This window comes from Hoeflea algicola (genome assembly GCF_026619415.1).
GTDB lineage: Bacteria > Pseudomonadota > Alphaproteobacteria > Rhizobiales > Rhizobiaceae > Hoeflea > Hoeflea algicola.
On sequence record NZ_JAOVZR010000001.1, the window covers coordinates 4,251,357 to 4,278,282 of the forward strand.

Sequence of the window (26,926 nt, forward strand, 5' to 3'; positions counted from 1 at the left end):
CGTCACTCCGCCGCTTGTAGTGCGAGGGGCCGGTCGGCGGCCGTGCCGCGGGGGCCGCGTACCGTCATCCAGATATTGGCTGCGCCAACCACGATGCCTGACAGGAACAGCGCACCACCGGCAAAGCGGGCGATGTAATAGGGGCGCATCGCCTCGATCGATTCCAGGAAGGAGTAGTTCAGCGTGCCGGCCTCATTGTAGGTCCGCCACATCAGCCCCTGGGTGATGCCGGCATTCCACAGCGAAAACACGTAGGTGAGCAGCCCTGCCAGCGCTAGCCAGAAATGCCACTCGATCAACCGCGCCGAATACATCCGCTCGCGGCCCCAGAGCGCGGGAATCACCGAATAGAAAGCCCCGAAGGTGACCATTGCCAGCCAGCCGAGAGCGCCGGAATGGACATGGCCAACCGTCCAGTCGGTGTAATGCGACAGCGCGTTGACCGGGCGGATCGCCATGAACGACCCTTCGAAGGTGGAGAGCCCGTAAAACACCGCCGCCACGAACATGAACCGCAGCGTCGCGTCGTCGCGCACCCGATGCCAGGCGCCGTTAAGTGTCATCAGCGCGTTGCCGGCCGAGGCCCAGCTCGGCACCAACAGCATCACCGAGAAGGTCATCCCCAATGTCTGCACCCAGTTCGGCAGCGCCGTGTAGTGCAAGTGATGCGAACCGACCCACATATAGAAGAAGGTGATGCCCCAGAAACTCAGGATCGACAGCCGGTAGGAGAAGATCGGTCGCTGTGCCCGCATCGGCAGATAGTAATACAGCATGCCAAGGAAGCCCGAGGTCATGAAGAAGGCCACGGCATTGTGGCCGTACCACCATTGCACCATGGCATCTTGAACGCCTGAAAACAGCGAGTAGCTCTTGGCGCCGGCAAAGCTCACCGGCAGCGCCAGGCTGTTGACGATGTGCAGCATCGCCACCACCAGAATGAACGCCAGGTAGTACCAGTTGGCGACATAGATGTGCGGCTCAGCGCGGCGCGCCAGCGTTCGCAGATAGAGCACAAAATAGATCACCCAGGCGACCACCAGCAGGATGTCGGCATACCATTCGGGTTCCGCATACTCCTTGGATTGGGTGACGCCCATCAGGTAGCCGGTCACCGCCCACAGGCAGAACAGGTTGTAGCCGACAAGCACCACCCATGGGCTCAGCTGGTCGGGAAGCCGGGCACGCGAAGTGCGCTGCATGACGTGAAACGAGGTGGCGATCAGGGCGTTGCCGCCGAATGCGAAAATCACTCCGGTAGTATGCACCGGGCGAATCCGTCCGTAGCTGGCCCAGGCCTGGTTGAATGTCGCCTCCGGCCAGACCATCAGCGCTGCGACCCAGAGGCCTACGGCCATGGCGAAGATGCCCCAGACCATGGCGATCAGAATACCCGCCTTGATCGGGTCATCATAGTAGTGGGAAAGCCGTTCCGGTGAAGGTTCGGGCGCGTACAGCTTGCCGATCACCGCCGAAGCCAGCGCGCCGCCGATAGCAATCGCCATGAAACCGTGCACGGCCATCGGCCCTTGTCGTGCGGCGGCCGCCATCGTCAGGCCAACTAGCGCCAGCAAACCGGCCAGCACGATGGCGAGTTGGCGTTCGGTAATGGTAAGTCGCGCGATCATGCAACATTCCTTGCAGGTGAAGGCCGGCCTGTGCCGGACGGGGGCTTGTCCGCGGCCAGAGATGGCAAGGCCACGTCTGCCAGCGTTGAGCGATCGAGGTCAGCGAGAAAGGCTGATTCAGCCGACCTCAGACGCGTCTTGAGCCGGCAGCAGCCGGAAATTGTGCAGTCGCCGCCCGAGGCCGCGAAACATTCGACCAGCGGCTGACCGAACTCAAGCACCCGCACCACATCGCCCAGCCTGATGTCAGCGGGCGGCCGCGCCAGCGTTGCGCCACCGCCCGAGCCACGTCGTGTGGTTACGATGCCGGCCTGGGCCAGAGCGCCCATGATTTTGGCGAGGTGGTTGCGCGACAGTCCGAATTCGTCAGCCAGTTCGGCGCTCGAAAACGCCTGCTCGGGATCCGAGGCGATGCGCATCAGGGCGCGCAGGCCGAAATCGGTAAAGGAGGTGAGGCGCATCACTGTCTCTTTTAATGGGTATTTGTGATTCCGATTATGCCGTTTTAATACGCATTGTAAATACCTATTTAAGGGTTGGAATCCCCAGATAGATGCAACCTTTGTCCTATGGAGCAGAGAGCGCGTCGCGCAAATTGTCGCTGAGGATGATCGTCTCACCTTCAAATCCGGCCAGTGCGCGACTGATCAGGTTGAGGTCGACCTCGGCGCTATGCTGGTCTGTGTAGCCTTCACAATTGTCCGCGCCGCCGGGATATTTGCCTTGCGGATGGCGGTAGAGATCGATGCCTGCCACTACAAGCCTGCGGGGCCGTAGCGCTGCCGCCAGTGCGATCATAAGTGCACCATTTGTCGGAATAAGCGGTTTGGAAAGATCGGCGAGAGAGGGCGTGAACCGGTCGAGATAGGCAAAACCCGCCTCTGGCCGCAAACCTTCGCGCAACTGGTTCTGCAGGATCGCTGCGCCGAGCGCCTCGGTCGGGAAGGCGACGATCGGTTGCCGCGGCAGCTGAACAGGGTCCGGGTCGCCGGTAAACACCATGTCGGGAGCGTCGAACCATGTCCGCCTTGTCCATATCCAGTTGACCCTGAACAGCATCGCCGTTTGATAGTCTGCAAGCCGCGGGTCTTCTGAGGAGGGGCCATTGCCCAGGCACAGGATGGTGTCGTTGCTGCCCAGGCGCGCTATCAACTGTTTCAGGCCGGTAATTTGCAAGCTGTTGACGGCTTCGGTGGGCATTGCTGGCATACTCCGTGCGAAGTGTGGAATTGGGGCTAAGTGGGGGATGGGAGATAACCCGCGCACCGCCGCTCTGCAAATCGCTGGGCGTCGGCATTTACCCGCATTCTGTCGTCCCCCCGGTCAGGTGTTGTGGGAGAAGTTTAATGGTAGGATTTTTTGTCGACAATTATTTTATGATTACTGACAATCATTCGATTTGCAGTTAGTCTGCCAGCAATTCGCGCAGCCGGGGTCTTTGCAAGGTCGACCTGTGCGCAGGATTCTACCATTAAACCGGAGATTGTTTTGACAAGACTGCTTCATATGCACAAGGACGATGAGATCGCCATCGCAGTCGACGGTATCGAATCCGGTGACCATCTCCCCGATACCGATATCAACACTCTCGAACGCATCCCTGCTGGCCACAAGGTTGCCGTGACGAAAATTGCCAAGGGGCAGGAAGTTCGTCGCATGGGGCTGGTGATCGGGCGTGCCAAGGCCGATATCGACCCGGGCCAATGGGTGCATGAACACAATCTTGGCTATGAGCCGTCCCACGCCGCCCGCGACATCGGTTCGCGGCTGCGCAATCCGCATTTCCTGCCTGCCGAAGAGGTTCCAGAGTTTCAGGGCTATCGCCGCGCCAACGGCAAGGTCGGCACCCGCAATTACATCGGTGTTATTGCCTCGGTGAACTGCTCGAGCCTGGTGACCAAGAAGATTGCCGATCATTTCAGCGCGCCGGGTGTGCTTGATGCCTGGCCCGGCGTCGATGGTGTGGTTGCGCTCACCCACAAATCCGGCTGCAGCGTCTCGGACGGCTGCACCAGCATGGACATGCTGCGGCGAACCCTTGGCGGCTATGCACGCCATCCCAATTTTGCCGGCATGCTGATTGTTGGGCTTGGGTGTGAGGACAACCAGATAACCGCGATGCTGCAGGATCAGGAACTGGTTCCCGGCCCGATGTTGCGCACGCTTTCCATCCAGGAGGCGGGCGGAACCCGCGCTGCAATCGCAGCCGGCATTGCCGAGACCAGTGAAATGCTGGCTGAAGCCGCAAACGCAAAGCGCAGCGCGGTTCCCGCCTCGGAACTGGTGGTGGGCCTGCAATGCGGCGGTTCGGACGGGCTTTCCGGCCTGACTGCAAACCCCGCGCTGGGCGCCGCGGTTGATCGTCTGGTCGCCTGTGGCGGCACTGCGATCCTTGCCGAAACGCCGGAAATCCATGGTGCCGAGAACCTGCTGCTCGAGCGCGCTGTCACCCGCGAGGTTGGCGAACGGCTGGTGGCTCTGCTCGACTGGTGGCAGGATTACACCAAGCGCGAACCGCATGGCTTTGATGGCAATGCCTCGCCGGGCAACCGCGAAGGCGGATTGACCACCATTCTTGAAAAATCTCTGGGTGCCGTCGCCAAGGGCGGCAACACCAATCTGGTCGACGTCATCAATTACGCAGAGCCAGCAGACAAACCGGGTCTGATCTTCATGGATTCGCCGGGATTTGATCCGGTGTCGGCCACCGGTCAAGTGGCTGCCGGCGCCAACCTAATTGCCTTTACCACCGGCCGTGGCTCGTGCTTCGGCTGCCGGCCCAGCCCGTCGATCAAGCTTGCCTCCAACACGCCGATGTACGAGCGGATGCGCGATGATATGGATTTCGATTGCGGCACGGTGCTCGATGGCACCGAAAGTCTTGAAGAGATGGGCGAGCGTATATTTCAGTTGATGCTGGCCACAGCATCGGGCCAGGCCACGCAAAGCGAGATCCTCGGCTACGGAGAAGATGAATTCGCGCCCTGGCACATCAACGCCTGGCTCTAGGTAGAGCAGGGCCTGCAAGAGAGCAGTCGCTGTACACGGTGAGCGGATGATAGCCGAAAAAAAGGTCGGCGCAGCAAGATCGTCGGTTGCGCGGACCAAATTCGAAACCAGGAAGACCGTGATATGCCAATTATTCGCGTAGAAATGTTGCCCGGCCGCTCGGTTGAACAGAAGCGCGCCTTTGCGGCCGTCATTACTGATGCGGCCTCCGACATTCTCGGCTGCAGTCGAGACGATGTGGCCGTGGTGTTTAACGAGGTAGCGCCGCAAGATTGGGCCAATGGCGGTCGGCTGGTCGCCGACAAATCTGCCATAACCGCGATATCCGCCAATACTGCCTGACCATACATTGGTATTCCCGACAGTGCGTTTTGGAACGCGGGCACCCGTTGGGGCCGGATGCCCGCAATAGTCTTGTTATCCGGCTTTTGCCCGGTAGGCAGCAAGATCATCGACGGTCTTGCGGATCACCGCCGAGACACGGGCCAGTTCCTCGCCTTCGAGTTCCAGCCGCGGCGGCCGCACGCCGGCAGGTGCGCCATAGACGATGTTCTCGGCAAGCTTGATATATTGGACCAGCTTCACGTCGGTATCGAGGTGGAATGCCGGCGTCATCAACTGATAGAGCGGGCGGATTGCCTCGTAATGGCCGGCACGCGCGGCGTTGAAGATCTCGACGCATTCTTTCGGCCAGGCATTGGTCATGCCCGAGACCCAGCCGGTGACACCAAGCGACAGGCTTTCGACGATGAGATCATCGATGCCGCAGAACAATGTGTAGCGGTCACCGAAGGCATTGATAAGGTCGGTGACGCGCCGTGTGTCACCGGTTTCTTCCTTGATGCAGGTGATCGTGTCGACATCACGCAGATGCTCAAGTGTTTCGACGTCCACATCGACCTTGTAGGCGATCGGGTTGTTATAGATCATGATCGGCAGGTCACTGGCTGCGGCGACTGCCTTGTACCAGGCTACGGTTTCCCGCCGGTCGGTCTTGTAGGCCAGACTCGGGAAGGTCATCAGCCCTTTGAGCCCACGCTGCTGGGCGTTTTTCGCCATGAAAGTTGCATCAGCGGTCGATGTTGCCGCCAGACCTGACAGCAGCGGCACCCGCCCGGCGACGGTCGCCACCGAGAGGTCGAGAACCTCGTCGCGCTCCTTCTGGCTGAGCGAGGCATTCTCCCCCAGCATCGGCAGCACGATCAGGCCGGAAACATCATTGGCGATCAGTCGTTCGATGCTGCTGGCCATCGCTTGCTGGTCAAAGCTGCCATCCGCCTTGAGTTTGGTGGTCACTGCAGGGAAAACGCCGCTCCAGGTCATGTCTGTTTCCTTTGTTGCTGTCCGCCGCTCCGGCGAGACGGTTCAGTCTATATAATATGTCGGATTGCGGTCCAGCGAACGCCGGCCAACCGCAGGTTTGCCGTGTCCACCACATTTCTGGTGACGGTCGCGAATGACCGCACCAGCGAAGTTGAAAGGCTGCGCCGTTCAGGCGATTCTGATCGGGGTGACATTACTGTGTACCGCAATTTCGGGTGCGGCCGGCAGCAGCTCGGCGGCTCCCTGCTCCCATCTCCGGTAAGCGTCCACCATCTGGGCGCTCTGCGGTGCCGGGGGCTGCACCATCGGCGGCATCAGCCTGAGCCAGTTCCGGTCGCTCATCGTGTCGGCGATGATTGCCTTTGCTGACGGGATGAACGGGTATCGCGACAGGATCGCGTCGGCTGCGCGCAGGGCTTCGACCAGCGGTCGGCCTTCATAGCTGTTTGCCGTGTCAGTCAGCGTGCGCATGAAAGTCGGCATGATGTTTGCCAGTCCGCAGACGGTGCCGGTCAGGCCGAGCGGATTGAGCTCGGGCAGGTCGATTTCGTTGCCGGTGAAAATCGACATTTCCGAGAACGATAGAATGTATTGCCTGGTCAGGTCGGGGTCGCCGCCGCTGTCCTTCACGCCGATGATGTTGCGCGGGTATTTTTCCGCCAGCCGCCGCAGCATCCGCAGCGAAATGGTCACCCCGGAAATGTCAGGGAAATTGTAGACGAACAGCCGCAAATCGTCGCGTCCGCCACGCTCGATGATCTGCCGGTAGAACTCGAACACGCCATCGTCGGTGATCCCCCCGCGGTACATGCAGGGCGTCATCAGCAGACATCCATAGACCCCCTGACCGGTTGCATGCCGCAGCAAGGTGACAGAATCTTCAAAGGCGAGTGCGCCGATCGAAACCATGATCCGTTGTGGCTCGATCCCCGCCGAGATCAGCGCATCGAGCGTTGCCATGCGGTCGCTGACCGAAAATTCCGGCCCCTCGCCGGTGGTACCGAAGATGGTGATGCCGTCGACGCCCTGGCTGAACAGGTAGTGCACAAATTCGATCATGCGCTTTGAATCCGGCCGCAGATCGGAGGTCATGGGCGTCGCAACGGCGGCTGCAAGGCAATTGCGGGAAGGCAGAAGGGGCATCGGAAAACGGACTCGCGGTATGGAACAATGGTGCCGTCACATGGCAAGATTAATCGCTAATTGTCAACATTCTTCTTGACCGTGCTCAACCGGTCGGGCAATTGTGGCGCTATAAGGCAGGTCCTGGAGCCGATATGCTCGCTCCCGCGGAAGCGCGCCCGTGACTGAAACGCGTGGTGCAATCCCCCGGAGAACGCCGCGAATTGTCGCGCTCACGGGCCCTGCCATCTGTCCAGGCCGACACGGATACAGGAGTGATTGCTTTGCAGCCTATGAAGGAACTGGTCAAAGGGTCTGACCGCTATCGCCATTTCATTGATGGCGAATGGGTAGATTCGACCGTCAAGGAATGGATCGAGGTCGAAAACCCCGCAACTGAAGAAATCATTGCCTCGGTGCCACGCGGCAGCGAAGCAGACGCGGACCGGGCGGTGTCTGCCGCATGGCGGGCACAGCCCGAATGGGAAGCGTTGCCGCCCATCCAGCGCGCCGAACTGCTCAAGCGACTGGCCCGGCTGATCCTTCAGAACCGCGAACGGTTGGCGCAGGTCGTCATCGCAGAGCAGGGCAAGCCCTTGGCTGAAGCCCGTGGCGAAATCGAGGGGGCCGCTCTCTATCTCACCTATGCGGCCGAAGACGCCCGCCGTGTCACTGGCGACATCATTCCCTCCGATAACCCGAATGAACAGATCTGGATCCAGAAGGTCGCGCACGGCGTTGTCGTCGCACTGACCGCCTGGAATTATCCCGCGGCGCTGATGACGCGCAAGATCGGGCCGGCGTTGCTGGCCGGTAACACCGTGGTGGTCAAGTCCCATGAGGGCACGCCGCTGTCGAGTTTCGAGATTGCCCAGCTCGCACTCGAAGCCGGGTTTCCCGCCGGTGTCATCAATGTTGTCTCCGGCACCGGTGAAGGCATTGGCCAGGCGCTGGTCAAGCATCCCTATACGCGGCTTATCACGCTTACCGGCAGTGTTCGCGCCGGCAAGGCAATCTTCCGCTCGGCTGCCGACGATCTCAAGGTGCTGCGGCTGGAGCTGGGCGGCAAGGCGCCGTTTGTTGTTGCCGAAGATGCCGATATCGCCTCTGCGGTCAACGCGGCCGTGTTGTCGCGGTTCGAAAATTGCGGCCAGATCTGTATCTGCAACGAGCGCATGTATGTGCACGAAAAGATTGCCGACGAGTTCACCGAACGCTTCATCAAGGCGGTCGAGGCGCTCAAGGTGGGTGATCCGCGCGAGCTCGTTGATATTGGTCCCAAGTTCAGCGGCGACGAGCTTGGCAAGGTCGAGGCAATGGTTGGGCGTGCGATGGATGCCGGCGCGGAGCTTCTTACCGGCGGCAAGCGGCTGACTGATGGTGCGTTCTCGCGCGGCCACTGGTTCCAGCCGACGGTTCTCGGCGTCGACAACAATGCCATGGAGATCATGCAGGACGAGGTTTTCGGCCCGGTCGTGCCGATCATGCGCGTCGGTGATTTCGATGAAGCCATGCGGCTTGCCAATGAGAGCCGCTACGGCCTGTCAGCCTATGTCTTCACCAAGGACATGCGCCGCATCATGCGGCTGTCGCGCGAGCTGAAATTCGGCGAGATCTACGTCAATCGCTCCGGCGGAGACGTGGTCCAGGCCCACCATGCCGGCATGCGCGACAGCGGCATCGGCGGCGAGGATGGCAAATACGGCCTCGAAGGCTATTTCCAGAAAAAGACCATGTATCTGAACTTCAATTGATGCCTGTCGTGCTCGAATGGGTTCATTCGAGCACGATGCCGAAAAGATGAATTAAGGCCGGCGGAATTGCTCCCGTCGGCCTTTCAATGTCTCGGCGGCTTATTCGGGTTGCGATGCGTAGGATGTGTAGGCTGAGGTTGCCAGCCAGCCGCAGTCGACCGGCAGCACAACCCCGGTTATCGCCGAGGCCGCGTCGGAGCACAGGAAGAACACCGCTTCAGCGACGTCGGTGGGCTCCACCAGCCGCTTGATTGCCGATTTGTCGAGGATCGCCTGGGGGTCGCGGACCCCGGCATCGATCCGCGCCTGCATGGCCGGCGTCCGGGTGTAGCCCGGGGCCACCGCATTGACCCTAACACCCGAAGGGCCGAAATCGGCGGCCATGGTCTCGGTCATGGATTTGAGCGCAACCTTGGCAGGCGCATAGGCCGGTTGCGGTGAGGCACGGTACGTGGTCAGCGAGCACATGTTGATGATGCTGCCCGACCCGGCCGCCATCATCCGGCGGCCGAAAGCCTGGTTGATCAGCAGCGTGCCGCGGACATTGATCCGCCAAACCGTATCGAATTCCTCAACCGGCATATCGGTGAAGCGAATGCCGTTCTGCAGGATTCCACCCGAGTTGACGACGGCGTCGACGCGGGCGTGTTGCTCATAGGCGCCTGTGGTAAACGCGGTGACGCTGGCCTCCTCGCCGAGATCGAGCGGCAGCACGCTGGCTGACGCGGCGCCGGCTTCGCGAGCGGCTTCTGCTGCCGTTTCGCCGCCGCGTTCATTGATGTCGCCGATCACGATATTCCATCCGGCGCGCGCAAACCGCATCACGCTGGCTTCGCCAATTCCGCTGGCACCACCGGTTACGACGGCTGTCTTGGTTAGGGTCACACGGGTCTCCTTTTATATTCCCCGCAGGTCGTCAATCGCCGCAGGGGGCTCTCTGTAGGTTGGTTGTTACTGGTGGCGCTAAGCCCTGTCCGCTTTATCGTTGATCGCAACAGGTGTTCCGCTTCAGGGTGATGGCGCTTGGAAGGGAATTGGTCGCACCTCGGTAGGTTTGGCAATAGTAGATTGTCAGCAATCTATCGTGATTGTGAATCGAGCGCCACCATAATCTAATTTTGGCAATCGATAATCAATTGTTGACAATCGACCGGTGAAGCGCTCACATTGCTGAAGCAGCCACGTTAGATTTCAACGGGCGCGATAATAATGAGCTGCCAAGAAATGGCGGCAGGGAACAACATGAGGGGGGATCAAATGCAGGATTGCGCTACAACTGTGCCTTTTGGCAGCGCCAATCGCCCCTATGAAGTTAGTGGTGCAGTGGGCTCACCTCTCCCTTTGGTATTGTTGGCTGGTGTCGTATGAACGGCGTAACCGACTGCAATTACCAAAAAGGACATGAACAATCATGACTGGTCTCGAAAGCCTCAAGACAAAGGATCGGCTTCTCGGTCGCCAGGCGGCCAACAGCATCCGCCGTCAGATCGTCAACGGCACGATGCCGCCTGCCCACAGGCTGCTTGAAACCGATCTCGCCCGCACGCTCGAAGTCAGCCGTGGCACCATCCGATCAGCTCTGATGCAGCTGACCGAAGAGGGCCTGGTGAGCCAGGTCGCCTTCACCAAGTGGGAAGTGGCACCCGCCTCGGTCCATGAGGCATGGGAACTCTATACATTGCGCGCCGTCCTCGAAGGCCTTGCTGCTCGGCTGGCCTCGGAACGCGCCACTCCGGAAAGCCGGGCCGAACTGGAAAAGGCCTTTGACGCTCTCGAGGCTGCCGCCAAGACCGAAAACCGTGAGGAAATCATCGATGCGGATTTCGATCTGCACCGGGTGTTGGTCGGCATGTCCGGCCATCGTCGTCTTGTCCGCGAGCATGAGAAGCTGATCCAGCAGGTACGCTTTCAGATGACCCATATCGGGCTGACAGCGCGCGACTTCCATCATCTTCTCGAAGACCACCGCGCTCTCAAGGATGCCGTCATCAGCGGCGATGCCGTCCGGGCCGCGGAACTCGCAACCAGTCATAATAGCGCTGAGGTGGAGCGCCTTCTGGCCGCGGGGGCCAGTGAGAAATCCGCAGATACAGGCCGGGAAAATCCGGGCTAACGTCAACCAAGGAGAGCAAAGTGAAAAACAGCAAGCAAGGTATTCACAACGTTACGCGCAGAACACTTCTCGCAGCCTCCGGTGCAGCTTTGGCGGCACCCGCACTGTCACGGGTTTCGTTCGCGCAGGACAAGAAGGTCATCCGCATCTCGACACCTGCCGCAAATGCGGAATGGCAGGCCAAGGGACTGATGAAGTTCAAGGAACTGGTCGAGGCCGCAGCGCCGTCACTGGAAGTCCAGGTTCACCTCAATGCGACGCTGTTTGACCAGGGCACCGAAATCGCCGCCATGCAGCGCGGCAATCTCGAGGTCGGCATGATCTCGCCGCAGGACGTAGCCAGCTACATTCCCGAATATTCGGTCTTCACTGCCGGCTACCTGCTGCGTGACGCCGCCCACATGCACAAGGTGTTTGGTGACAGCGACGTCGGCAAGGAATACCGCGGACGTGTTTCCAAGGAGATGGACGTCACCATTCTCGGTTCGCAATATCTCGGCACACGCCACGTGATCCTGCGCAAGGCCAAGGATGTTAAGACACCGGCCGACCTCGCCGGCCTCAAGCTGCGCGTTCCCGGTTCCGATACCTGGCAGTTCCTGGGCAGCGCGCTCGGCGCAAACCCGACTCCGATTGCCTTTGACGAGGTTTATCTGGCACTCTCGACGGGTACGGTCGATGGCCTTGAAAACCCCATTGGCGACATGCTCGCTGCCAAGTTCTATGAAGTCAGCGAACAGCTCGTCCTCACCGCCCACATGGTCGCGCCGCTGTTCTTCGCCATGTCCAACTCGTTCTGGGATGGGTTGACTGACGAGGAAAAGAAGGCGGTAAGCGATGCGGTTGCCGCACAGTCGACCTTGGTCGATGAAGGCACCCTCGCCACAGAAGCCGAAGGCACCAGCCTGCTCGAATCCAATGGCCTGAAAGTCACCACGCCGGATCTCGAAGCCTTCCGCAAGCATGTCCAGGGTGTCTATCTGGAAAGTGATTATGCCAAGGAATGGCCCGCTGGGCTGATCGACCGCATCAACGCGCTGTAAGGCGCCGCAGAAGCTCAATCGGTAACAATCTCAGTATGACGCCACGGCCATCATGGCCGTGGCGCAGCTACCGGAGTGGCAGGGTGATCAAAAAATTCTGGGGGTTTGTGACCAAGTCGGCGGAGGTCTTTTGTGTCCTCGGCTTCGCCGCATTGTTCACCATTTTCATTGTGCAAGTATTCTTCCGTTATGTGCTCAACGACCCATTGTCCTGGACACAGGAAGTTGCCGGCATGCTTTACGTGTGGATTGTCTGTGTGGGCTCAGCGACCATCGTCAAGGAGCGCGAACATGTTTCGTTCGATCTGCTGTACGAAAGCGTCAGCCCTCACAAGCGCAGGATTTTGGCACTGCTGGGCACCGGACTGATCCTCATCATCCTGCTTGTCTCAGCCTATGGCAATTACGACTACATCGCGTTTACCGCGCGCCAGAAGTCGCCGACGCTGCGGCTTCCAATGACCATGGTCTTCGGCGCTTTCGGTGTTTTCCTGGTGCTTCTAATCGTCAACTCGGCAGTTCGTATCCATCGCCTTGTGCGGGGCGACTGGGAACGGGAACTGTAAAATGAGTTTTGCTGCAGCTTTTATGATGGTGCTGTTCCTTGTGGCCGGCGGCATCGGCGTGCCGATCGGTTTCGCCATGATTGTCAGCGGGTTTGGCTATCTTCTGATTACCGGCAGCGATCTCGGACTGGTTGCCGCACAGGGCATCAATGGACTGTTTTCGTCTTTCATTCTTCTCGCGGTCCCGCTTTTCATTTTTGCCGCCGAAGTGATGACCTCCTCGAGTATTTCCAACCGTCTGCTGCAATTTGTGATCCTGATTGTTGGTCGGGTGCGCGGCGGGCTGGCCTATGTCAACATCATCGTCAGCATCATCTTCGCCGGCATGAGCGGCAGCGCGCTGGCCGACGCCGCCGGTCCGGGCAAGTTGATGATCGACATGATGACGCGCGACAACCGTTATCCGCGTGCCTTTGCCGGCGCGTTGACGGCTGCCTCGGCAACCATCGGGCCGATCATCCCGCCGTCAATTCCGATGGTGATCTATGGCGCGATCTCGGGAACATCGATCGGCGCGCTGTTTCTCGCCGGCATCATTCCCGGATTGCTGATGGGGCTGGTGCTGGCGATCCAGACCTTCATCGTCGCCCGGCGCCGGAATTTCCCGGTCGAGGAAAAGTTCACCTTGCCCGAGGCGGGGCGGATCTCGGTGCGGGCCGTGCCGCCGCTGTTGCTGCCCGTCATTCTGCTCGGTGGCATCTATTCGGGGGCGGTGACCCCGACCGAGGCCGCCGCGGTGGCGGCACTCTATGCCATTTTCCTGGCAATCGCCTTTCGCGACATGACCTTTGCGTCGATGTGGCAGACGTTGCTGGCCTCGGCCCGCGGCACGGCGATTGTTGCTATCACCGTGGTTGGTGCGTTATTCTTCAACTATGTGGTGGCCGGCGAGCAGATTCCGAACTTGGTGGCGGACTGGATAGCTTCCATGTCGCTCTCGCCACTGGCCTTTCTGCTGGTTACGGCTTTGTTGTTCCTGCTGCTCGGCGCGGTGTTCGATACCCTGTTGATGCTGCTGGTGATGGTGCCGATCCTGTTGCCATCGGTTCATGCGCTGGGCATCGATCCGGTGCATTTCGGGGTGGTCGTCATCGTCAACATGATGATCGGCCTCATCACCCCGCCCTATGGCGAGTTGCTGTTCCTGATCGGTGGCGTTTCCAAGATACCGCTGGCCGAACTGATACGCGAAATCTGGGGCTTCATCTTGACGCTGCTGATCGCGCTACTGCTGATCATCCTGTTTCCTGAACTGGTCCTGTTCATTCCGCAGGCTGCGGGTTACTGACCGGACAGGGGACTTCGAACGGATCATTCGGCAGGCGAACAAAGTACGTCAACATCGGCATTCTGCCCACCGTCAATTATGGCTTTTCCGCCAGCAGGCCGGTCTCGACGAAGTCGCATACAGCGCCGGCATAGGCAGCGGCGGCAATGTTACGTTTTCGGTATTTGCCGCGCTTGACATACCAATCCTGCAACAGCGGTTTGATCAACGCTGCGGTGAGCGAGGGGTCTTCGATCTTGAACGCGCCGGTCCTGACACCCTGGTGCAGAACCGAGGCGATGGCGGCTTCGGTTGCGGCTTCGCTCTCGACCGCGGTTCTGCGGTTGGCGGCGGGAAAGTTCTTGGCCTCCATGAAGGCGAAGGCGAACCAGGGTTGCATGATTTCCGTAAGCGCGATGTGACGCTCGATCAGCCAGCGTAGATGCGCGCGCGGATCATTGGCGATGGCCTCAGGCGGCTCGGCAATGATCTCCATTGCGCTGGAGGTGACAGCCTCAAGGATCATCGACAATAACGTGATCTTGTTGTCGAAATAGGCGTAGAGCCCGCCCATGCTGATGCCGGAGACGCGTGACAGGTCTCTCAGCGACGCTGCATGAAACCCCTTCTCGTTTGAGAGCTTGATTGTTGCCTCGCAAATCCGCACGAGGTTTGTAACCGCGACCGCTTCCTTCTGCACCTTGATGGTGGCACTGTGCCGACGATACATGCGCGCGCACAGGGCGGTGTTGGAATATTCGTTGCGCAACTGTTTGTCCGGGCTCTGCTGCATCGTCTCTTCCTGCCGTCCTTGATTATTGATGCGGATTTTTTCCGCGCATTGGCCCGTGCCACCTCTGACACGCGTTCGCTTCATTCTGACGCCTGCCCGATCAACCGGTCGGTTGCTGCCATGCCCAGGGCCCAGATTCACAAAATCACATTCACTTTTGCAAGCTCGAATCGAACTTGGTTTCAAACCGTGGTGTTTGGCAAGAATTGCATCCTGTCTTGCATCTTAAATGGAAATCAGCAATAAAGCGAGCGCTCGCTCGAAAAAGGAAATCTACATGACAATTTTACCCCTCGCCGGCAAGGCCGCCCTGATTACCGGTGCATCCGGCGGGCTCGGGTTGCACTTCGCCAAACTGCTGGCGCGCAACGGCGCCGAAGTCACGCTTGCGGCCAGACGGATGGCCAAGCTTACGACCGCATGTGAGGACATTCGCGCCTCGGGCGGCACCGCCGATGCACTTGAAATGGATGTTTCCGACGGCGCTTCGGTAACCGCGGCGCTGGCCTCGGTTGAGCGGCCCTTCGATATTCTCGTCAACAATGCCGGCATCAGTGGCGAGGGCCGTGCGCTCGACATGGACGAGGCTGAATTTGATGCTGTGGTCGATACCAATCTCAAGGGCTCGTTTCTTGTCGCCCAGAGTGTGGCGCGCAGCCTGAAAGCGGCGCAACGTGGCGGTGCCATCGTCAATGTCGCCTCCATCCTCGGCATTCGGGCGGGTGGCGGGGTCAGCGCCTACAGTGCCTCCAAGGCGGGGTTGATTCATCTGACCAAGGTGCTGGCGCTGGAATTGGCCGGCGACAACATCCGCGTCAACGCCCTCTGCCCCGGCTATATCGAGACCGACATCAACCGCGCATTTTTCGAAACTGCGGCGGGGCAGGCACTGATCAAGCGGATTCCGCAACGTCGTCTCGGACGCCCCGAGGATCTCGACGGAGCTCTGCTTCTGTTGCTCGGCGACGCCGGCGCCTACATCACCGGTACCACCCTTGTCGCCGACGGCGGCCATCTCGTTTCATCTCTGTGAGGTCCACCATGGATTATACCATCTCCCCCGAAGTCGAAGGCTATCGCGCCCGCATCGCCACCTTTGTCGAAAACCGCGTTCTGCCGCTGGAATCCGACAAGGCGAACTATGACGGCCACGGAAATATCCGGCTCGACCTGCTTGACGAACTCCGCGCCCAGGCAAAGGCGGAAGGCCTGTGGTGCCTTCAACTCAAGCCGGAAACCGGTGGCGCTGGGCTCGGCAAGGTCGGCATGGCGGTCTGCTATGAAGAGATGAACCGCTCGATCTTCGGCCCGTTGGTGTTCAATTCAAGCGCACCGGACGATGGCAACATGATGGTGCTCGAGGCGATGGGGACCGAAGCGCAGAAGCAACGCTGGCTGGAGCCGATCGTCAGTGGCCAGGTCCGGTCAGTCTTTGCCATGACCGAGCCGGCGCCGGGCAGCGGGTCCGATCCTTCGATGATGATGACCCGCGCCGAGCGCGATGGTGATGTCTACAGGATCACCGGGCGCAAATGGTTCATTACGGGCGCCGACGGAGCTAGTCACTTCATCCTGATGGCCCGCACTTCAAACGATCCGCGTCGCGGTCTGACCGCTTTCCTGTTCCACAAGGACACACCGGGCTGGCGGATCATCCGCCGCATTCCGATCATGGGGCCGGAAGAGCATGGCGGCCATTGCGAAATCGAGTTTGACGGTATGGAGGTTCCGGCCTCCGACATTCTCGGCGGCGAAGGCCGCGGCCTCAAGGTGACCCAGGTTCGTCTTGGCATCGCACGGCTGACCCATTGCATGCGCTGGCTCGGCCTGTCCAAGCGCTGCGTCGAGATCGCGCGCGAATATGCCGAACGGCGTGAAGGTTTCGGCGTGCGGCTGGCCGACCGGGAAACCGTTCAGGTGATGCTTGGCGACCTCGCCATGCAGATCGAGATCGGCCGTCTGCTGGTCATGAAGGCTGCCTGGGAACTTGATCAGGGACGGTTTGCCAAGAAAGAAGTGTCGATGGCCAAGGTGCATGTCGCCAATCTGCTGCACAAGGCGGCTGACGTTTCGATCCAGATCAATGGCGGTCGCGGCTATTCTGCCGACACGGTGCTCGAATGGATCTATCGTTATGCTCGCCAGGCGCGGCTCGTCGATGGCGCCGACGAGGTCCACAAGATGGTGCTCAACCGGCACCTGGCCGAAGAGGATCGCGACTTCTGGCGTTGGGATGTCGCTGGACAGGAAGGCTGACCCAGGTGCAGGAGCAACCCGAAACAGTCATCGCCGGTCCGGTCGATTTCGATCCGGCAGTGCTCGTCACCTATCTGACCGGACGCTTTGGCGCAGCCAACCTGTCACTTGAACGCATATCCGGTGGGCAATCCAATCCGACCTATTTCGTCGGCTGGGGCGAACGTCAGATGGTGTTGCGGAAGCAGCCCAATGGACCAATTTTGCGCGGGGCACACGCCATCGACCGAGAGCATCGGGTGCTGGAGGCGCTGGCGCCAACCGGCGTGCCGGTGCCTGTGCCTTTACTCTATGAGCGTGACGCGGAAATATTGGGCACGCCATTCTATCTGATGCAGCGGCTGCAGGGCAGGGTGTTCCACGATGCCGCGCTGCCAGGCATGGATATAGCCGAGCGCCACGACATCTACATGGCTATGGCTGATGTCATGGCCAAGCTCCATGCGGTGGACCCATCGTCTGTCGGGCTTGGCGATTTCGGCCGCCCCGGAAATTATTTCGAACGCCAGATCGCCCGCTGGACCAGTCAGCTTGAACAATCGACTGGCGATGTGGTGCCCCATCTAGCAGATGTTGGCAAATGGCTGGGTGAACGGGTGCCGGCTGATGACGGCCGCGTTGCCATTGCCCATGGCGACTACCGGCTCGGCAATCTGATCTTCCATCCCGACCGCGCCGAGGTGATCGGCATTCTCGACTGGGAACTGGCTACGCTCGGCCATCCGCTGGCCGATCTCGGCTATTGCTGCATTCCCTGGCATACCACGCCGGACGAATATGGCGGCATCCTGGGCATGCAATCGGCCACGGCGGGCATTCCGACACAGGCCGAATTCACCGCGCGCTATTTTGCCCAATCTGCAGCCGGCGGACGGCTGGATCCGTTCCATGTGGTGTTTTCGCTGTTTCGCTTTGCGGTGATCTTTATCGGCGTGGTCGATCGCGCTCGGGCCGGAAACGCCGCCGCTGCCGATGCCGCCAAGCTTGCGCCGATGGCGGCGCGGCTGGCCGTGCGGGCCCGCGAAATAATCAACGGCGAACGCGCCTGGTAGCGGCCATCAGGCAATGAAAACGGCGCGCCCACACCGGGTGCCGGCGCGCCGTAAAACGCTGGTCAGCGTCTTGGGACCTTGTCGAGGCCGAGCATGCCCGGGTTCATCAGGCGCTGCGGATCGAGCGCGCCCTTGATCGCCTCAAGCATGGCATAGGTATCGGGATTGATGATCTCTCGGAACGGGTAATCTCCCGCCACCTGCCAGCTCACACCGCCGAGCGAGGCATAGAATTCCTGAGTCCTACGCCGCAACTCGACCACCGCCTGACGCGAGGCGTTGTTGGCGGGCCGGTCGATCCATGGAGCCACCGTTGCCTCGCCGACGCTTTTTGCGTGCAGCGGCGTGATTTCGTCCATCCAGTAGAACGCCGGTTCGATGAAGAACTCGTTGCCCACGGTCATTGTCATCACCGAATAGATGATGCCGTTGCGCTTGAGATAGTCCGCCTCGTCGCGGAAAAAGGCTTCGTTGGCGTCGGCAATCTTCACAGCTTCGCTGAGCGGGAAGACGGCATGGATCGGAACCCAGCGTTCGCCGTTGCGTCCGAGCATGCCGCGCACCGGCCCGAAGGGTTTGGAACGCATCACCCTGGGCACGCTGTTGGGCAATTCGACGCCCGTCTGTTTGGCAATGGCGCGCAGCGCTGCAACATTCTCGGCAAGGCCCGACGCCGAGCGCGCTTCGGTAACAATGTGCAGGGTGAAGGCGTGGTCTTTCAGAAAGGCGGTGCCCGACGTCGCCACCTTGACGGCCTGCTTGACCCCGGAGACAAGCGACTTGGCGGAACTCGCCACATTGCCCAATGCCTGCAAGCCATCGGAGAGCTTGTTGACGCTGGCCGAATGCTCGACCTTTGTTCTGTCGATGCCGAAGCCTTCGGACACCAGCCCAGTTTCGGCCATCCGTGTCTGGGTAAGGGTCATGTCGCTGAATTTGGCGAAGCCGAAAGAAAGATAATCGACCTCTTCGGGTTTCGGCCAGAGGCTGAGCGTTGCCGCGACCTTGATGCCGAAGGCGCCGTTGTCGCCAAGAAAAATACCGGTGAGATCGGGACCGCCATAGCGGGTGAACGGCTTGGTGCCTTTGCGCCCGCCTGAACCTGTGGTCACGCTGCGGCCGTCTGCCAGCACCACGGTGACGCCGAGCACGCTGTCGGCAACGGTTCCGTTGAGCGCCGATCCGAAAAACGCGCTGTTTTGCGACAGCGCGCCGCCAACCGTTGCGTTGAGACCGGAAAGCGGGCCCCAGTAGCCGGTGCGAAGCCCGGTGCCTTCGAGCGCTGCATTGACCTGTTCCCAGGTGGTGCCGGCTGCGACCGTGACATAGCGGTCGGCGGTGTTGACCTCGATGATTTCGTTGAGCTTGCGGGTGTCGATGATCACCGAATCGACCCGGTCGGGAACGTAGCCCTTGGTGTAGGACATGCCACCGCCGCGCGGTACCACCGACAGCCCGCACTCGGTCGCGGTGCTCACTGCCAGCGCCACCTCCGCCGCGGTCGTCGGCAGGATCACAGCCAGCGGCGGAATGCCCGGCTGCCAGAACACGTCGTTTGCATAATAGGTCCGGGTTTCGACGTCGTGGCGCACGAGGTCGTCACCGAGCGCCTGACGCAGCGTTTCCAGCGCCATGAGGTCGTCAGCCCGAATATGTTCACTGATGGTCATCTGTCCTGTCCTCCGCATGCATTCCCGAACGACACGCAAAAAAGTCTGAAGCTTGCGTGGTGTCAACAGATAAATTACATTTCATTATATGAAATTCTGTTCCGATCCACTTGCAGGGCTCCTGCATCTTGGCCAAGCCGGGGCAATGGGATATCTACATCTCGGGCGCCGCGCGCGGTGCAGCTGATGAAATATTATTCTGGGAAATCAACACGACCATGGTGGATGAACCGAACAAGAAGGTGGCGGCCGCACAGAATGTCCGGGCGGTTACCCGTGCACTTTCCGTGCTTGACTCCTTTGCAGGGAAAAACCTGCAGTCGCTGGCACAGGTGAGCGCCGCGACCCAACTCGACAAGGGCACGACGAGGCGGCTGTTGCTGACGCTGATGCACAGCGATTTCATCGCCCAGGACCCGGTGACTCAGCATTATCGGCTGGGTGCGGCGATTCGCAAGCTTGCGGCCAATGTCGAAGACAGTCGCGACCTGCGCAGCATTGCCCAGCCGATCCTGCTGCAGCTAGCCAACGAGCTAGGCATTACCGCTTTCCTTTCGGTGTTCCGCGACAACAGCGCCGTCTGTCTCGACCGCGTGCACGATATGCGCGGCATTGAGGTGCACTGGTGGGCAATCGGCGGAACGCTGCCGCTCAATTGCGGCGGTGCGCCAAAGGTTTTCCTCGCCTATCAGCCCGAGGAGGTGATCGAACGGATCCTGTCCGAACCCTTGCAGAAACTCAACGCCAAGTCGGTGACCGATCCGGATATGCTGCGCGAGCAGTTACGGCTGATCCGCAAGCGCGGCTGGGAGTGTGCGATCGACGACGTGGCGGTTGGCATCACCGCGCTTGCCGTTCCGGTGCTCGATGAAAATGGCGACGCCGCCTGCTGTGTCAGTATGGCCGGCCTGACGCCGCAAATGGTCGAGCGCGGTCGCCCGGTATTTCTGCAACGTCTCAAGGATGCAGCCGAGGCCGTGCGGGTCGGTGCCGGGATCTGATTTCGCGGTATGCGATTAGCACAATCGGTCGTTTCACCAGATGAACCAAATTTTGTTGCTTGACTTGTAAGTGGCCTGCCGCCAAGGTCGTACCTGCATTGCAGCAGCATGCACGGAAGCTTTCGGGAGGAGGTTTCAGTGTCGGCTTGAGGGGCAGAGGTTGAATAAGACCTCGCATCTCCCGGCGCGGTGGTTTTCCTCCGAAGCGAAACGGTACCGACACTTGGGAGGTCTTCATGAACATGATTGAATTGAGTAAACGGACATTGCTGTCCGCGGGCTATATGGCGCTCGCGCTCGGCGTCGCCGCGCCTGCCTATGCCGAACCCGACGCCGGCGAATACCGCATCGGCATGGTGTCCGATGACAGCGGCCCGATCGCATCGGCCGGACAGTCCTATCACCAGGGCGCCGATATCGCGATTGCCGAAATCAACAGCAAGGGTCTGGCTGGTGAAGGCGTGACGCTGGTTCTTGATGTCAAGGACAGCGGATCCGATGCCGCTCGCGCCGTTCAGGCGATGACCCAGTTCGGTTCCGACCGCAAGATACTGGCCACTACCTGCTGTATCCTTAGCTCCATCGCTGCGGCAGTGAGCCCGATTGCAGCCAGCAACGAAGTGCCATTGGTAATTTACGGCGCGACCCGCTCGTCGTTGCCGCAAGAACCGTTTGTGACATCGGTAGTGGCGCTGCCTGGTCCGCAGGAAGTGCAGATGTCTGAGCGGATTGCTTCGGAATTGCGGCCTAAGAAGGTCGCCTATTTTCTGTCCGGCGACAATGACATCTTCAAGACCCGCGCACTGGCGATGCAGGAAGTGATCGAAAAGTCCGGCGCTGAAACAGTCGCTGAAATCACCACTTTGAGCGCTGACACCGACTTTACCGGTCCGGCGACCCAGGGCATTGCCACCAATCCGGATCTGATCGTGGTCATGACCACGCAGCAGCCGACCGTCGGTATCATCACCGCTCTGCGTCAGCGCGGTTATGAGGGCATGATCGTCACCTCCGAGGTGCTTTCCCCGCCTGCTGTCTTCAAGAAATCAGGCGACACGATTGCCGGCATTCCGTTTGCACTGTCGTTCCAGCCGGGTGTGTCCGACAGCGAAGCCGCTGTCTCCTTCATCGAAGCCTACAAGGCTGAATATGATGCGTTGCCGGATGTCTATGCCGCACAAGGCTACATGGCGATCCAGTTCATTGCCCAGGGCATCAAGTCGCTTGATGGCAAGCCTACCCGTCAGGATCTCGCAAACGCCATGTGGAATACCACTGAAATCAACGTCAATCCTTATGGTGGTCAGGCCATGGAAAGCGGCCAGGCTCGTACGCCTTCGACGCTGATCGTCAACTGGACCAAGGACGGCGAAGTCAAGTTCTGGGAGAAGCCATAAAATGATCCTGTTCCTTGAGCAGCTGGTTAATGGAATATCCCTGGGGTCGCTTTATGCCCTGTTCGGCATCGGTTTCGGGCTCGTCTTCGCGACGCTCGGAATTCTCAACGCCGCCCATGGCGTCTATGCAAGCTGGGCGGCGATCCTGGGTTATTTCAGCGTCGAGTATTTCGGCGTACCGTTTCCGGTCGCCGTGGCGATCGGGGTTCTCGGCGGTGGCCTGATTGCCATCGTCGTCGACCAGATCGGTTTCCAGCCGCTCAGGGGACGGAAATCGGGGATGCTGGGGGCATTGATCACCAGCATCGCCTTTCTTATCATTCTCGACAGTCTGGCCGGTATGGCCACCAACCACCAAAGCTGGGCCTTCCCGTCCGACAGTTTCCCCAGCGGCATGGTTGATTTCGGAGCCATCCAGGTTCCGCAGATGCAGATCATCATCATTTTGTCGACGTTGATCTGCGGCGGCGGCATCTATCTGCTGATCCAGAAGACCCGGATTGGGGCTGCGATGCGGGCCGTCGGCTGGAACGCCGAAGCGGCAGCGCTGAGCGGCGTCAATCCACGGATCATTATCCTGCTGACCGCATTTCTTGCTGGCGCCACCTCCGGCCTGGCCGGTGTGCTTGGCGGCGCGGCCACCTCGAACGTGTCCTACATGCTCGGCGAGGGGCTTTTGCTCAAAGGGTTCGCCGCCGTGGTGGTGGGCGGCTTTGACGATGTCCGCGGCACGGTCATTGCCGGAATTCTGCTGGGCATCTCCGAGGTCTTCGTGGCGCAGTATCTGTCCACAACCTACCGCGACGGCTTCACCTATATTCTGCTGCTTACCTTCCTCGTGGCGCGGCCACGCGGCCTGTTCGGCAGCCGTGACTTCGTGAGGGCCTGATCCTGTGGAAGCGCTTCTAGATTTCTGGTCCGCCTATTCGGCGGCGATCGCCTTCGGTCTGGTCAATTCGTTGTTTGCGCTCAGCATGTATTCCGTGCTGTCGGCGGGGATACTGAGCTTTACCACGGTCGTCTTCGCAGCCATTGGCGGCTTTGCTGCAGCTCAGGTGATCGGCACGTTCGGCTTGCCGCTGTGGGTCGCGTTTCCGCTTGCGGGGATCGCCGGCGGGATCGGATCGGCGATCATCGCCGCGATCTTCCTCAAGCTCGAAACCCACTGGATGGCGCTGGCAAGCCTTGCCATGGTGTTGATTACACGGGTGACGGTGCTCAACACACCTTCGCTTACCGGCGGCGTGATGGGCATGATGGTGCCGGTGCGCGCCTCGGTGCTGGAACTGACCATACTGGTCGCCATCGTCGCCTTGGTCTTCTACCGCCTGCACAATTCCTGGTACGGGCTGGCGATACGCGCCGTGCGCGAAGACGCCGCCGCGGCCTCGACCATGGGCGTCAGCCTGCGCCACATACAGCTGATCGCCTTCCTGATCAGCGGTGTGGTCGGCGGACTCGCCGGGGCGGCAATGGCCACCACTTTGCAATATATCTCTGCCGACACTTTCTACCTCGGCGTCGCCTTCACCATGATCGCGGGGACCGTGCTGGGCGGTTCGTTCCATTGGTTCGGGCCGATCGTCGGCGCCTTCGTCTTCACGGCGCTTCCCTCCGTGACGCAAGCCGTATTGCCGGAGCTTCAGGACATCGCCAAGGGCGTGGTGCTGCTGGTGATCATGATCTATCTGCCGCGCGGCCTGATAGATCCGCGTGCGCGTGGATTGCGAAAGGCAGCCCGCCAGCGCCAGGACGCGGCCGTTCGCGAGCAGGACAATGCGTCCAAGCTGGTCAAGAATGCGGGGCAAGCCCATGACTGATACAAGCGGCCAGACCATTCATGAACTCAAGAATGTGGTCAAGAAATTCGGCGGCGTTACAGCTGTCAACAACCTGTCGATGTCAATCGCCAAGGGAACTGTCCACGGCCTGATCGGGCCGAACGGCGCCGGAAAGACCACGGTGATCAACCTGATTACCGGTCTGTTCGACGTGAGCGGCGGAACCATCCTGTTCAACGGCACCCGCACCGATACGCTCGAACCACACCAGATTGCAGGGCTGGGCATCAGCCGCACCTACCAGAATGTGCGGCTGTTCAGCGGCATGTCGGTGCTCGAGCAAGTGTTGACCGGATGCTATCTCGGTCGCGGCACCAATCTGTTTGCATCGTTTCTCGGCACTTCCGATGCGCGGCGCAAATGGAAAACGTCGCGGCAGACGGCGATGCATCTTCTCGAACGTGTCGGTATGGCCGACCGCGCGGATGAGCTAGCCGAAACACTGTCCTACGGCGAGCAACGACGCATCGAGATCGCCCGAGCGCTCGGATCTGATCCGAAGCTGCTGCTGCTCGATGAACCCACAGCGGGCATGAACCATTCCGAAGCCAGCGATATCGGCAAGCTGGTGCACGAACTGCGTGATAGCGGCCTGACCATACTGATGGTCGAGCACAATATCAGCCTCGTAACCGAATTCTGCGAATCCTGCACGGTCATCAATTTCGGACAATTGCTCGCCGAAGGCACCCCGCGTGCCTGCATCGACAATCCCGATGTCCAGATCGCCTATTTTGGAAAGAAGCGCGATGCTCACGGTCACTAATCTTACCGCCAGCTATGGTGCAATCCGCGCGGTCCAGGGCATCAGCCTGACGGTTGACGTCGGCTCGCTCAGCGTTGTTCTCGGCTCCAATGGCGCCGGCAAGTCGACGACCCTGCGCAGCATTGCCGGCCTGCATCGGCCGATCGGCGGCAGCGTCATGCTCGACGGGCACAATATCTCCAAACTGAGCCTGCACAATGTGGTTCGCGCCGGGCTCGCCCTAGTTCCCGAAGGTCGCATGGTGGTGGCGCCGCTGACGGTGGAAGAGAACCTGTTGCTGAGCCGGTTCTCGGGCCGCAAGGGCGATGGCGATACACTGGCGAGGGTGTTTGACCTGTTCCCCCGCCTCAAGGAACGCCGCACCCAGCCCTCGGGGCTTTTGAGCGGTGGCGAACAGCAGATGCTGGCCATCGGCCGCGCGCTGATGACCGAACCGCGGGTGCTGCTGCTCGACGAGCCGTCGATGGGACTGGCGCCCTCGGTGGTTGATCTTGTGTTCGAGGCCATCGTTGCGCTGAACAAACAGGGGCAGACCATTCTCGTGGTCGAGCAGAATGCCGCGCTGGCGCTGTCGGTCTGCGATTATGGCTACGTCATCAAGCGTGGCGAGATCGTCGTCAAGGGCAGCCCCGAAGAGCTACGCGAGAACCCCGAAGTGCTTGAAGCCTATCTCGGCTGAGACGCGGGCTCCCCTCGCTTTCCTGCATATCCTCTTCTGTTCCCAGGTTTGAACTCACTGCTGCCGTCTGCATCGAGATGCGGACGGCGCGGTTGCGTGAACACGTGTGGCATCGTGATGGATCGGAACATGGCTTTGGCCCGATTGCGGGTGGCCACAAAAAAGGAGGCAAGGTGGTTGGCCTTGCCTCCAGTTATCCTGACACAGGGAAAATCCGCCCGAAGGCGTTCGGTCAGGTTTGTTCGAGATATTTCAGCTGCAGCGCCTCGATTTCCGTGAAGCCGATCATGTCGATAAACTTCGGGTGCTCCGTGCGCGGCATGCTCAAGTTTTTCGTGGTCTTGTCACGAATGAGTTCGGCAAGGTTTGTCTCGAGCGCCGCGGCCGCCGTCATCAACGGCACCAGCGCAAATGTCGCCATCCCCGCAACACTGGAGATCTGCTCCGGCGTGAGGTCGCGTTCAAGCCATCCCAGGATCTGCAGTGACAGGGGCACGCCAGCTTCGGCACGCAGGGTCTTGAGGCCTTCATAGTCCTTGAAGGTGTTGCTGATCGGCTGGATCACGTCAGCGCCCGCGGCGACATAGGCCTTGGCGCGGCGAATGGCTTCGGGCACGGAATCGGCATCGGTCCGCGCGATGATGAGCATGTTGGGGTTGCGGCGCGCTTCCACAGCGGCCTCGATTTTCTTGGTGCCTTCCTCGATGCTCACTACCTCGACGCCGCTAACGCAGATCGGGCAACGCTTGGGGGCAACCTGGTCTTCCAGGATCACGGCAGATGCGCCGGCACCTTCGAATTCGCGGACCGAGCGCATGACGTTGATGGCGTTGCCGTAGCCGGTGTCAATGTCGGCGATGACCGGAATGTCGACGGCATTGGCCACATTGCGGACCACACCGGCATTCTCCGTCATGGTGTAGAGTTCGGCGTCGGGCATGCCGAGCAGCGAGGCGGAAACGCCAAAGCCGCTGGTCATGACCGCGTCAAAACCGGCACGTTCGATCATCCTGGCGGAAAACGCGTCATAGGCGCCGGCAGACCAAACGGTCTTCTGGGCCAGCACGCGCTGGCGATAGTCATCGCTGAGACCATGGGACATGGTGTCTACCTTTCGTTTGTTAAAATCAGGTGGCCGACTGGCGCTGGTTTTGCAGATAGCCGATCAATCCGCCGGCATCGAGCATGGCGCGGTCGGCCTTTGACAAGGGTTCGATCGCCAACGAAGTGCCCTTGGTCAGGTTACGGACCTCGTTTGCGGTCCAGTCGACTTCGATCTCATCCCAGCGCTCGACCAGCCCGAGAATTCCGGGGCAGGTGGCCTGCGGAAACCCCATCGAGATCTCACCGCGCCAGTAGCCGGGCGAAAACGATTCCGCCAGCACGCCGGTGATGCCGATATGCCGCATCGCCCGCATCGGTGGATAATGCGGGTGGCCGTAGCCGAAATTGTCGGCGCCGATGATCAGGTCGCCGGGGCGGACACTCGTGCGGAAGTCCGGATCGTAACTCTGCATCGCCGCATCGGCCAGTTCGTCGATATCGGTGATCTTGATGTTCTTCACGCCGACGATCTGGTCGACGTCGAAATTGACTTCCTCGAAGATGAAGGCGACACGCCCGCGTAAATTTTCCAACGCCATGTC

General features: G+C 60.2%; 26 protein-coding genes. 16 read left to right on the forward strand and 10 right to left on the reverse strand.

Annotated elements, in window-relative coordinates:
- Window positions 1-2: 2 nt before the first annotated feature.
- The 3 genes from ccoN to OEG84_RS20715 form a co-directional block, all read right to left on the reverse strand.
- Entirely contained in the window at window positions 3-1,628 is a 1,626-nt protein-coding gene (gene ccoN, locus OEG84_RS20705; protein WP_267655493.1) for a cytochrome-c oxidase, cbb3-type subunit I, read from the reverse strand.
- Entirely contained in the window at window positions 1,625-2,089 is a 465-nt protein-coding gene (locus OEG84_RS20710) for an Rrf2 family transcriptional regulator (RefSeq protein WP_267655494.1), read from the reverse strand. The genes ccoN and OEG84_RS20710 overlap by 4 nt, the downstream gene beginning before the upstream one ends.
- Window positions 2,090-2,195: 106 nt before the next feature.
- The gene (locus OEG84_RS20715; protein ID WP_267655495.1) at window positions 2,196-2,828 is read right to left on the reverse strand and encodes a hypothetical protein; all 633 of its coding nucleotides are present in this window, start codon (window positions 2,826-2,828) and stop codon (window positions 2,196-2,198) included.
- A 306-nt stretch (window positions 2,829-3,134) separates the two neighbouring features.
- Between OEG84_RS20715 and OEG84_RS20720 the strand changes: the two genes are divergently transcribed.
- Together OEG84_RS20720 and OEG84_RS20725 are read left to right on the forward strand one after the other, a co-directional pair.
- Window positions 3,135-4,637 (forward strand): UxaA family hydrolase, encoded by a 1,503-nt coding sequence (locus tag OEG84_RS20720; RefSeq protein ID WP_425602877.1) that lies wholly within the window; start codon window positions 3,135-3,137, stop codon window positions 4,635-4,637.
- A gap of 99 nt (window positions 4,638-4,736) precedes the next feature.
- Window positions 4,737-4,979 (forward strand): tautomerase family protein, encoded by a 243-nt coding sequence (locus tag OEG84_RS20725; RefSeq protein ID WP_267656273.1) that lies wholly within the window; start codon window positions 4,737-4,739, stop codon window positions 4,977-4,979.
- A gap of 75 nt (window positions 4,980-5,054) precedes the next feature.
- On the opposite strand, the gene OEG84_RS20730 is transcribed toward OEG84_RS20725, so the two are convergent.
- Together OEG84_RS20730 and OEG84_RS20735 are read right to left on the reverse strand one after the other, a co-directional pair.
- A complete protein-coding gene (locus OEG84_RS20730) occupies window positions 5,055-5,960 on the reverse strand; it encodes a dihydrodipicolinate synthase family protein (protein WP_267655496.1) in 906 nt (301 codons plus the stop codon).
- 168 nt (window positions 5,961-6,128) lie between these two features.
- The gene (locus OEG84_RS20735) at window positions 6,129-7,103 is read right to left on the reverse strand and encodes a dihydrodipicolinate synthase family protein (RefSeq protein WP_267655497.1); all 975 of its coding nucleotides are present in this window, start codon (window positions 7,101-7,103) and stop codon (window positions 6,129-6,131) included.
- A gap of 176 nt (window positions 7,104-7,279) precedes the next feature.
- Here OEG84_RS20735 and aldA point away from each other — a divergent pair, with 176 nt between their 5' ends.
- Window positions 7,280-8,836, forward strand: coding sequence for an aldehyde dehydrogenase (gene aldA / locus OEG84_RS20740; RefSeq protein WP_267655498.1), 1,557 nt, complete (start codon window positions 7,280-7,282; stop codon window positions 8,834-8,836).
- A gap of 99 nt (window positions 8,837-8,935) precedes the next feature.
- Here the strand turns inward: aldA and OEG84_RS20745 are convergent, their stop codons facing one another.
- A complete protein-coding gene (locus OEG84_RS20745; RefSeq protein WP_267655499.1) occupies window positions 8,936-9,721 on the reverse strand; it encodes an SDR family NAD(P)-dependent oxidoreductase in 786 nt (261 codons plus the stop codon).
- 526 nt (window positions 9,722-10,247) lie between these two features.
- Here OEG84_RS20745 and OEG84_RS20750 point away from each other — a divergent pair.
- The 4 genes from OEG84_RS20750 to OEG84_RS20765 all read left to right on the forward strand — a co-directional run bounded on the left by OEG84_RS20750 (window position 10,248) and on the right by OEG84_RS20765 (window position 13,846).
- The gene (locus OEG84_RS20750; protein ID WP_267655500.1) at window positions 10,248-10,949 is read left to right on the forward strand and encodes a GntR family transcriptional regulator; all 702 of its coding nucleotides are present in this window, start codon (window positions 10,248-10,250) and stop codon (window positions 10,947-10,949) included.
- 20 nt (window positions 10,950-10,969) lie between these two features.
- Window positions 10,970-11,992 carry a TRAP transporter substrate-binding protein DctP gene (gene dctP, locus OEG84_RS20755; RefSeq protein ID WP_267655501.1) on the forward strand — a complete coding sequence of 341 codons (1,023 nt, stop codon included), beginning with the start codon at window positions 10,970-10,972 and terminating at the stop codon, window positions 11,990-11,992.
- 83 nt (window positions 11,993-12,075) lie between these two features.
- Window positions 12,076-12,558: a TRAP transporter small permease gene (locus OEG84_RS20760; RefSeq protein ID WP_267655502.1), complete on the forward strand. Its 483-nt coding sequence runs from the start codon at window positions 12,076-12,078 to the stop codon at window positions 12,556-12,558.
- Window position 12,559: 1 nt separating this feature from the next.
- The gene (locus tag OEG84_RS20765; RefSeq protein ID WP_267655503.1) at window positions 12,560-13,846 is read left to right on the forward strand and encodes a TRAP transporter large permease; all 1,287 of its coding nucleotides are present in this window, start codon (window positions 12,560-12,562) and stop codon (window positions 13,844-13,846) included.
- 76 nt (window positions 13,847-13,922) lie between these two features.
- Here OEG84_RS20765 and OEG84_RS20770 read toward each other — a convergent pair whose 3' ends face one another.
- Complete coding sequence (locus OEG84_RS20770; RefSeq protein ID WP_267655505.1) at window positions 13,923-14,618, reverse strand: TetR/AcrR family transcriptional regulator; 696 nt, start codon at window positions 14,616-14,618, stop codon at window positions 13,923-13,925.
- A gap of 277 nt (window positions 14,619-14,895) precedes the next feature.
- On the opposite strand from OEG84_RS20770, the gene OEG84_RS20775 reads away from it, so the two are divergent.
- From OEG84_RS20775 to OEG84_RS20785, 3 genes are read left to right on the forward strand one after another with little or no spacing between them, the layout of a single operon-like run.
- Window positions 14,896-15,651 carry an SDR family NAD(P)-dependent oxidoreductase gene (locus OEG84_RS20775; protein ID WP_267655506.1) on the forward strand — a complete coding sequence of 252 codons (756 nt, stop codon included), beginning with the start codon at window positions 14,896-14,898 and terminating at the stop codon, window positions 15,649-15,651.
- Window positions 15,652-15,659: 8 nt separating this feature from the next.
- A complete protein-coding gene (locus OEG84_RS20780; RefSeq protein WP_267655507.1) occupies window positions 15,660-16,874 on the forward strand; it encodes an acyl-CoA dehydrogenase family protein in 1,215 nt (404 codons plus the stop codon).
- A 5-nt stretch (window positions 16,875-16,879) separates the two neighbouring features.
- A complete protein-coding gene (locus OEG84_RS20785; protein WP_267655508.1) occupies window positions 16,880-17,926 on the forward strand; it encodes a phosphotransferase family protein in 1,047 nt (348 codons plus the stop codon).
- A 62-nt stretch (window positions 17,927-17,988) separates the two neighbouring features.
- Here OEG84_RS20785 and OEG84_RS20790 read toward each other — a convergent pair whose 3' ends face one another.
- Window positions 17,989-19,596 (reverse strand): FAD-binding oxidoreductase, encoded by a 1,608-nt coding sequence (locus tag OEG84_RS20790; RefSeq protein ID WP_267655509.1) that lies wholly within the window; start codon window positions 19,594-19,596, stop codon window positions 17,989-17,991.
- A gap of 128 nt (window positions 19,597-19,724) precedes the next feature.
- Here OEG84_RS20790 and OEG84_RS20795 point away from each other — a divergent pair, with 128 nt between their 5' ends.
- From OEG84_RS20795 to OEG84_RS20820, 6 genes are all read left to right on the forward strand, one after another.
- On the forward strand, window positions 19,725-20,597 hold the full coding sequence (locus tag OEG84_RS20795; RefSeq protein ID WP_267655510.1) for an IclR family transcriptional regulator: 873 nt from the start codon (window positions 19,725-19,727) through the stop codon (window positions 20,595-20,597).
- Window positions 20,598-20,833: 236 nt separating this feature from the next.
- Window positions 20,834-21,994 (forward strand): ABC transporter substrate-binding protein, encoded by a 1,161-nt coding sequence (locus tag OEG84_RS20800; RefSeq protein WP_267655511.1) that lies wholly within the window; start codon window positions 20,834-20,836, stop codon window positions 21,992-21,994.
- Between the two features lies 1 nt (window position 21,995).
- A complete protein-coding gene (locus OEG84_RS20805; protein WP_267655512.1) occupies window positions 21,996-22,883 on the forward strand; it encodes a branched-chain amino acid ABC transporter permease in 888 nt (295 codons plus the stop codon).
- 4 nt (window positions 22,884-22,887) lie between these two features.
- Window positions 22,888-23,814, forward strand: coding sequence for a branched-chain amino acid ABC transporter permease (locus OEG84_RS20810; protein ID WP_267655513.1), 927 nt, complete (start codon window positions 22,888-22,890; stop codon window positions 23,812-23,814).
- Window positions 23,807-24,601: an ABC transporter ATP-binding protein gene (locus tag OEG84_RS20815; RefSeq protein ID WP_267655514.1), complete on the forward strand. Its 795-nt coding sequence runs from the start codon at window positions 23,807-23,809 to the stop codon at window positions 24,599-24,601. Before OEG84_RS20810 ends, OEG84_RS20815 begins: the two co-directional genes overlap by 8 nt.
- Window positions 24,585-25,280 carry an ABC transporter ATP-binding protein gene (locus OEG84_RS20820; RefSeq protein ID WP_267655515.1) on the forward strand — a complete coding sequence of 232 codons (696 nt, stop codon included), beginning with the start codon at window positions 24,585-24,587 and terminating at the stop codon, window positions 25,278-25,280. Before OEG84_RS20815 ends, OEG84_RS20820 begins: the two co-directional genes overlap by 17 nt.
- A gap of 232 nt (window positions 25,281-25,512) precedes the next feature.
- Here the strand turns inward: OEG84_RS20820 and OEG84_RS20825 are convergent, their stop codons facing one another.
- On the reverse strand, window positions 25,513-26,382 hold the full coding sequence (locus tag OEG84_RS20825) for an isocitrate lyase/PEP mutase family protein (RefSeq protein WP_267655516.1): 870 nt from the start codon (window positions 26,380-26,382) through the stop codon (window positions 25,513-25,515).
- 25 nt (window positions 26,383-26,407) lie between these two features.
- Window positions 26,408-26,923 (reverse strand): 3-isopropylmalate dehydratase small subunit, encoded by a 516-nt coding sequence (locus tag OEG84_RS20830; protein WP_267655517.1) that lies wholly within the window; start codon window positions 26,921-26,923, stop codon window positions 26,408-26,410.
- Window positions 26,924-26,926 lie beyond the last annotated feature (3 nt).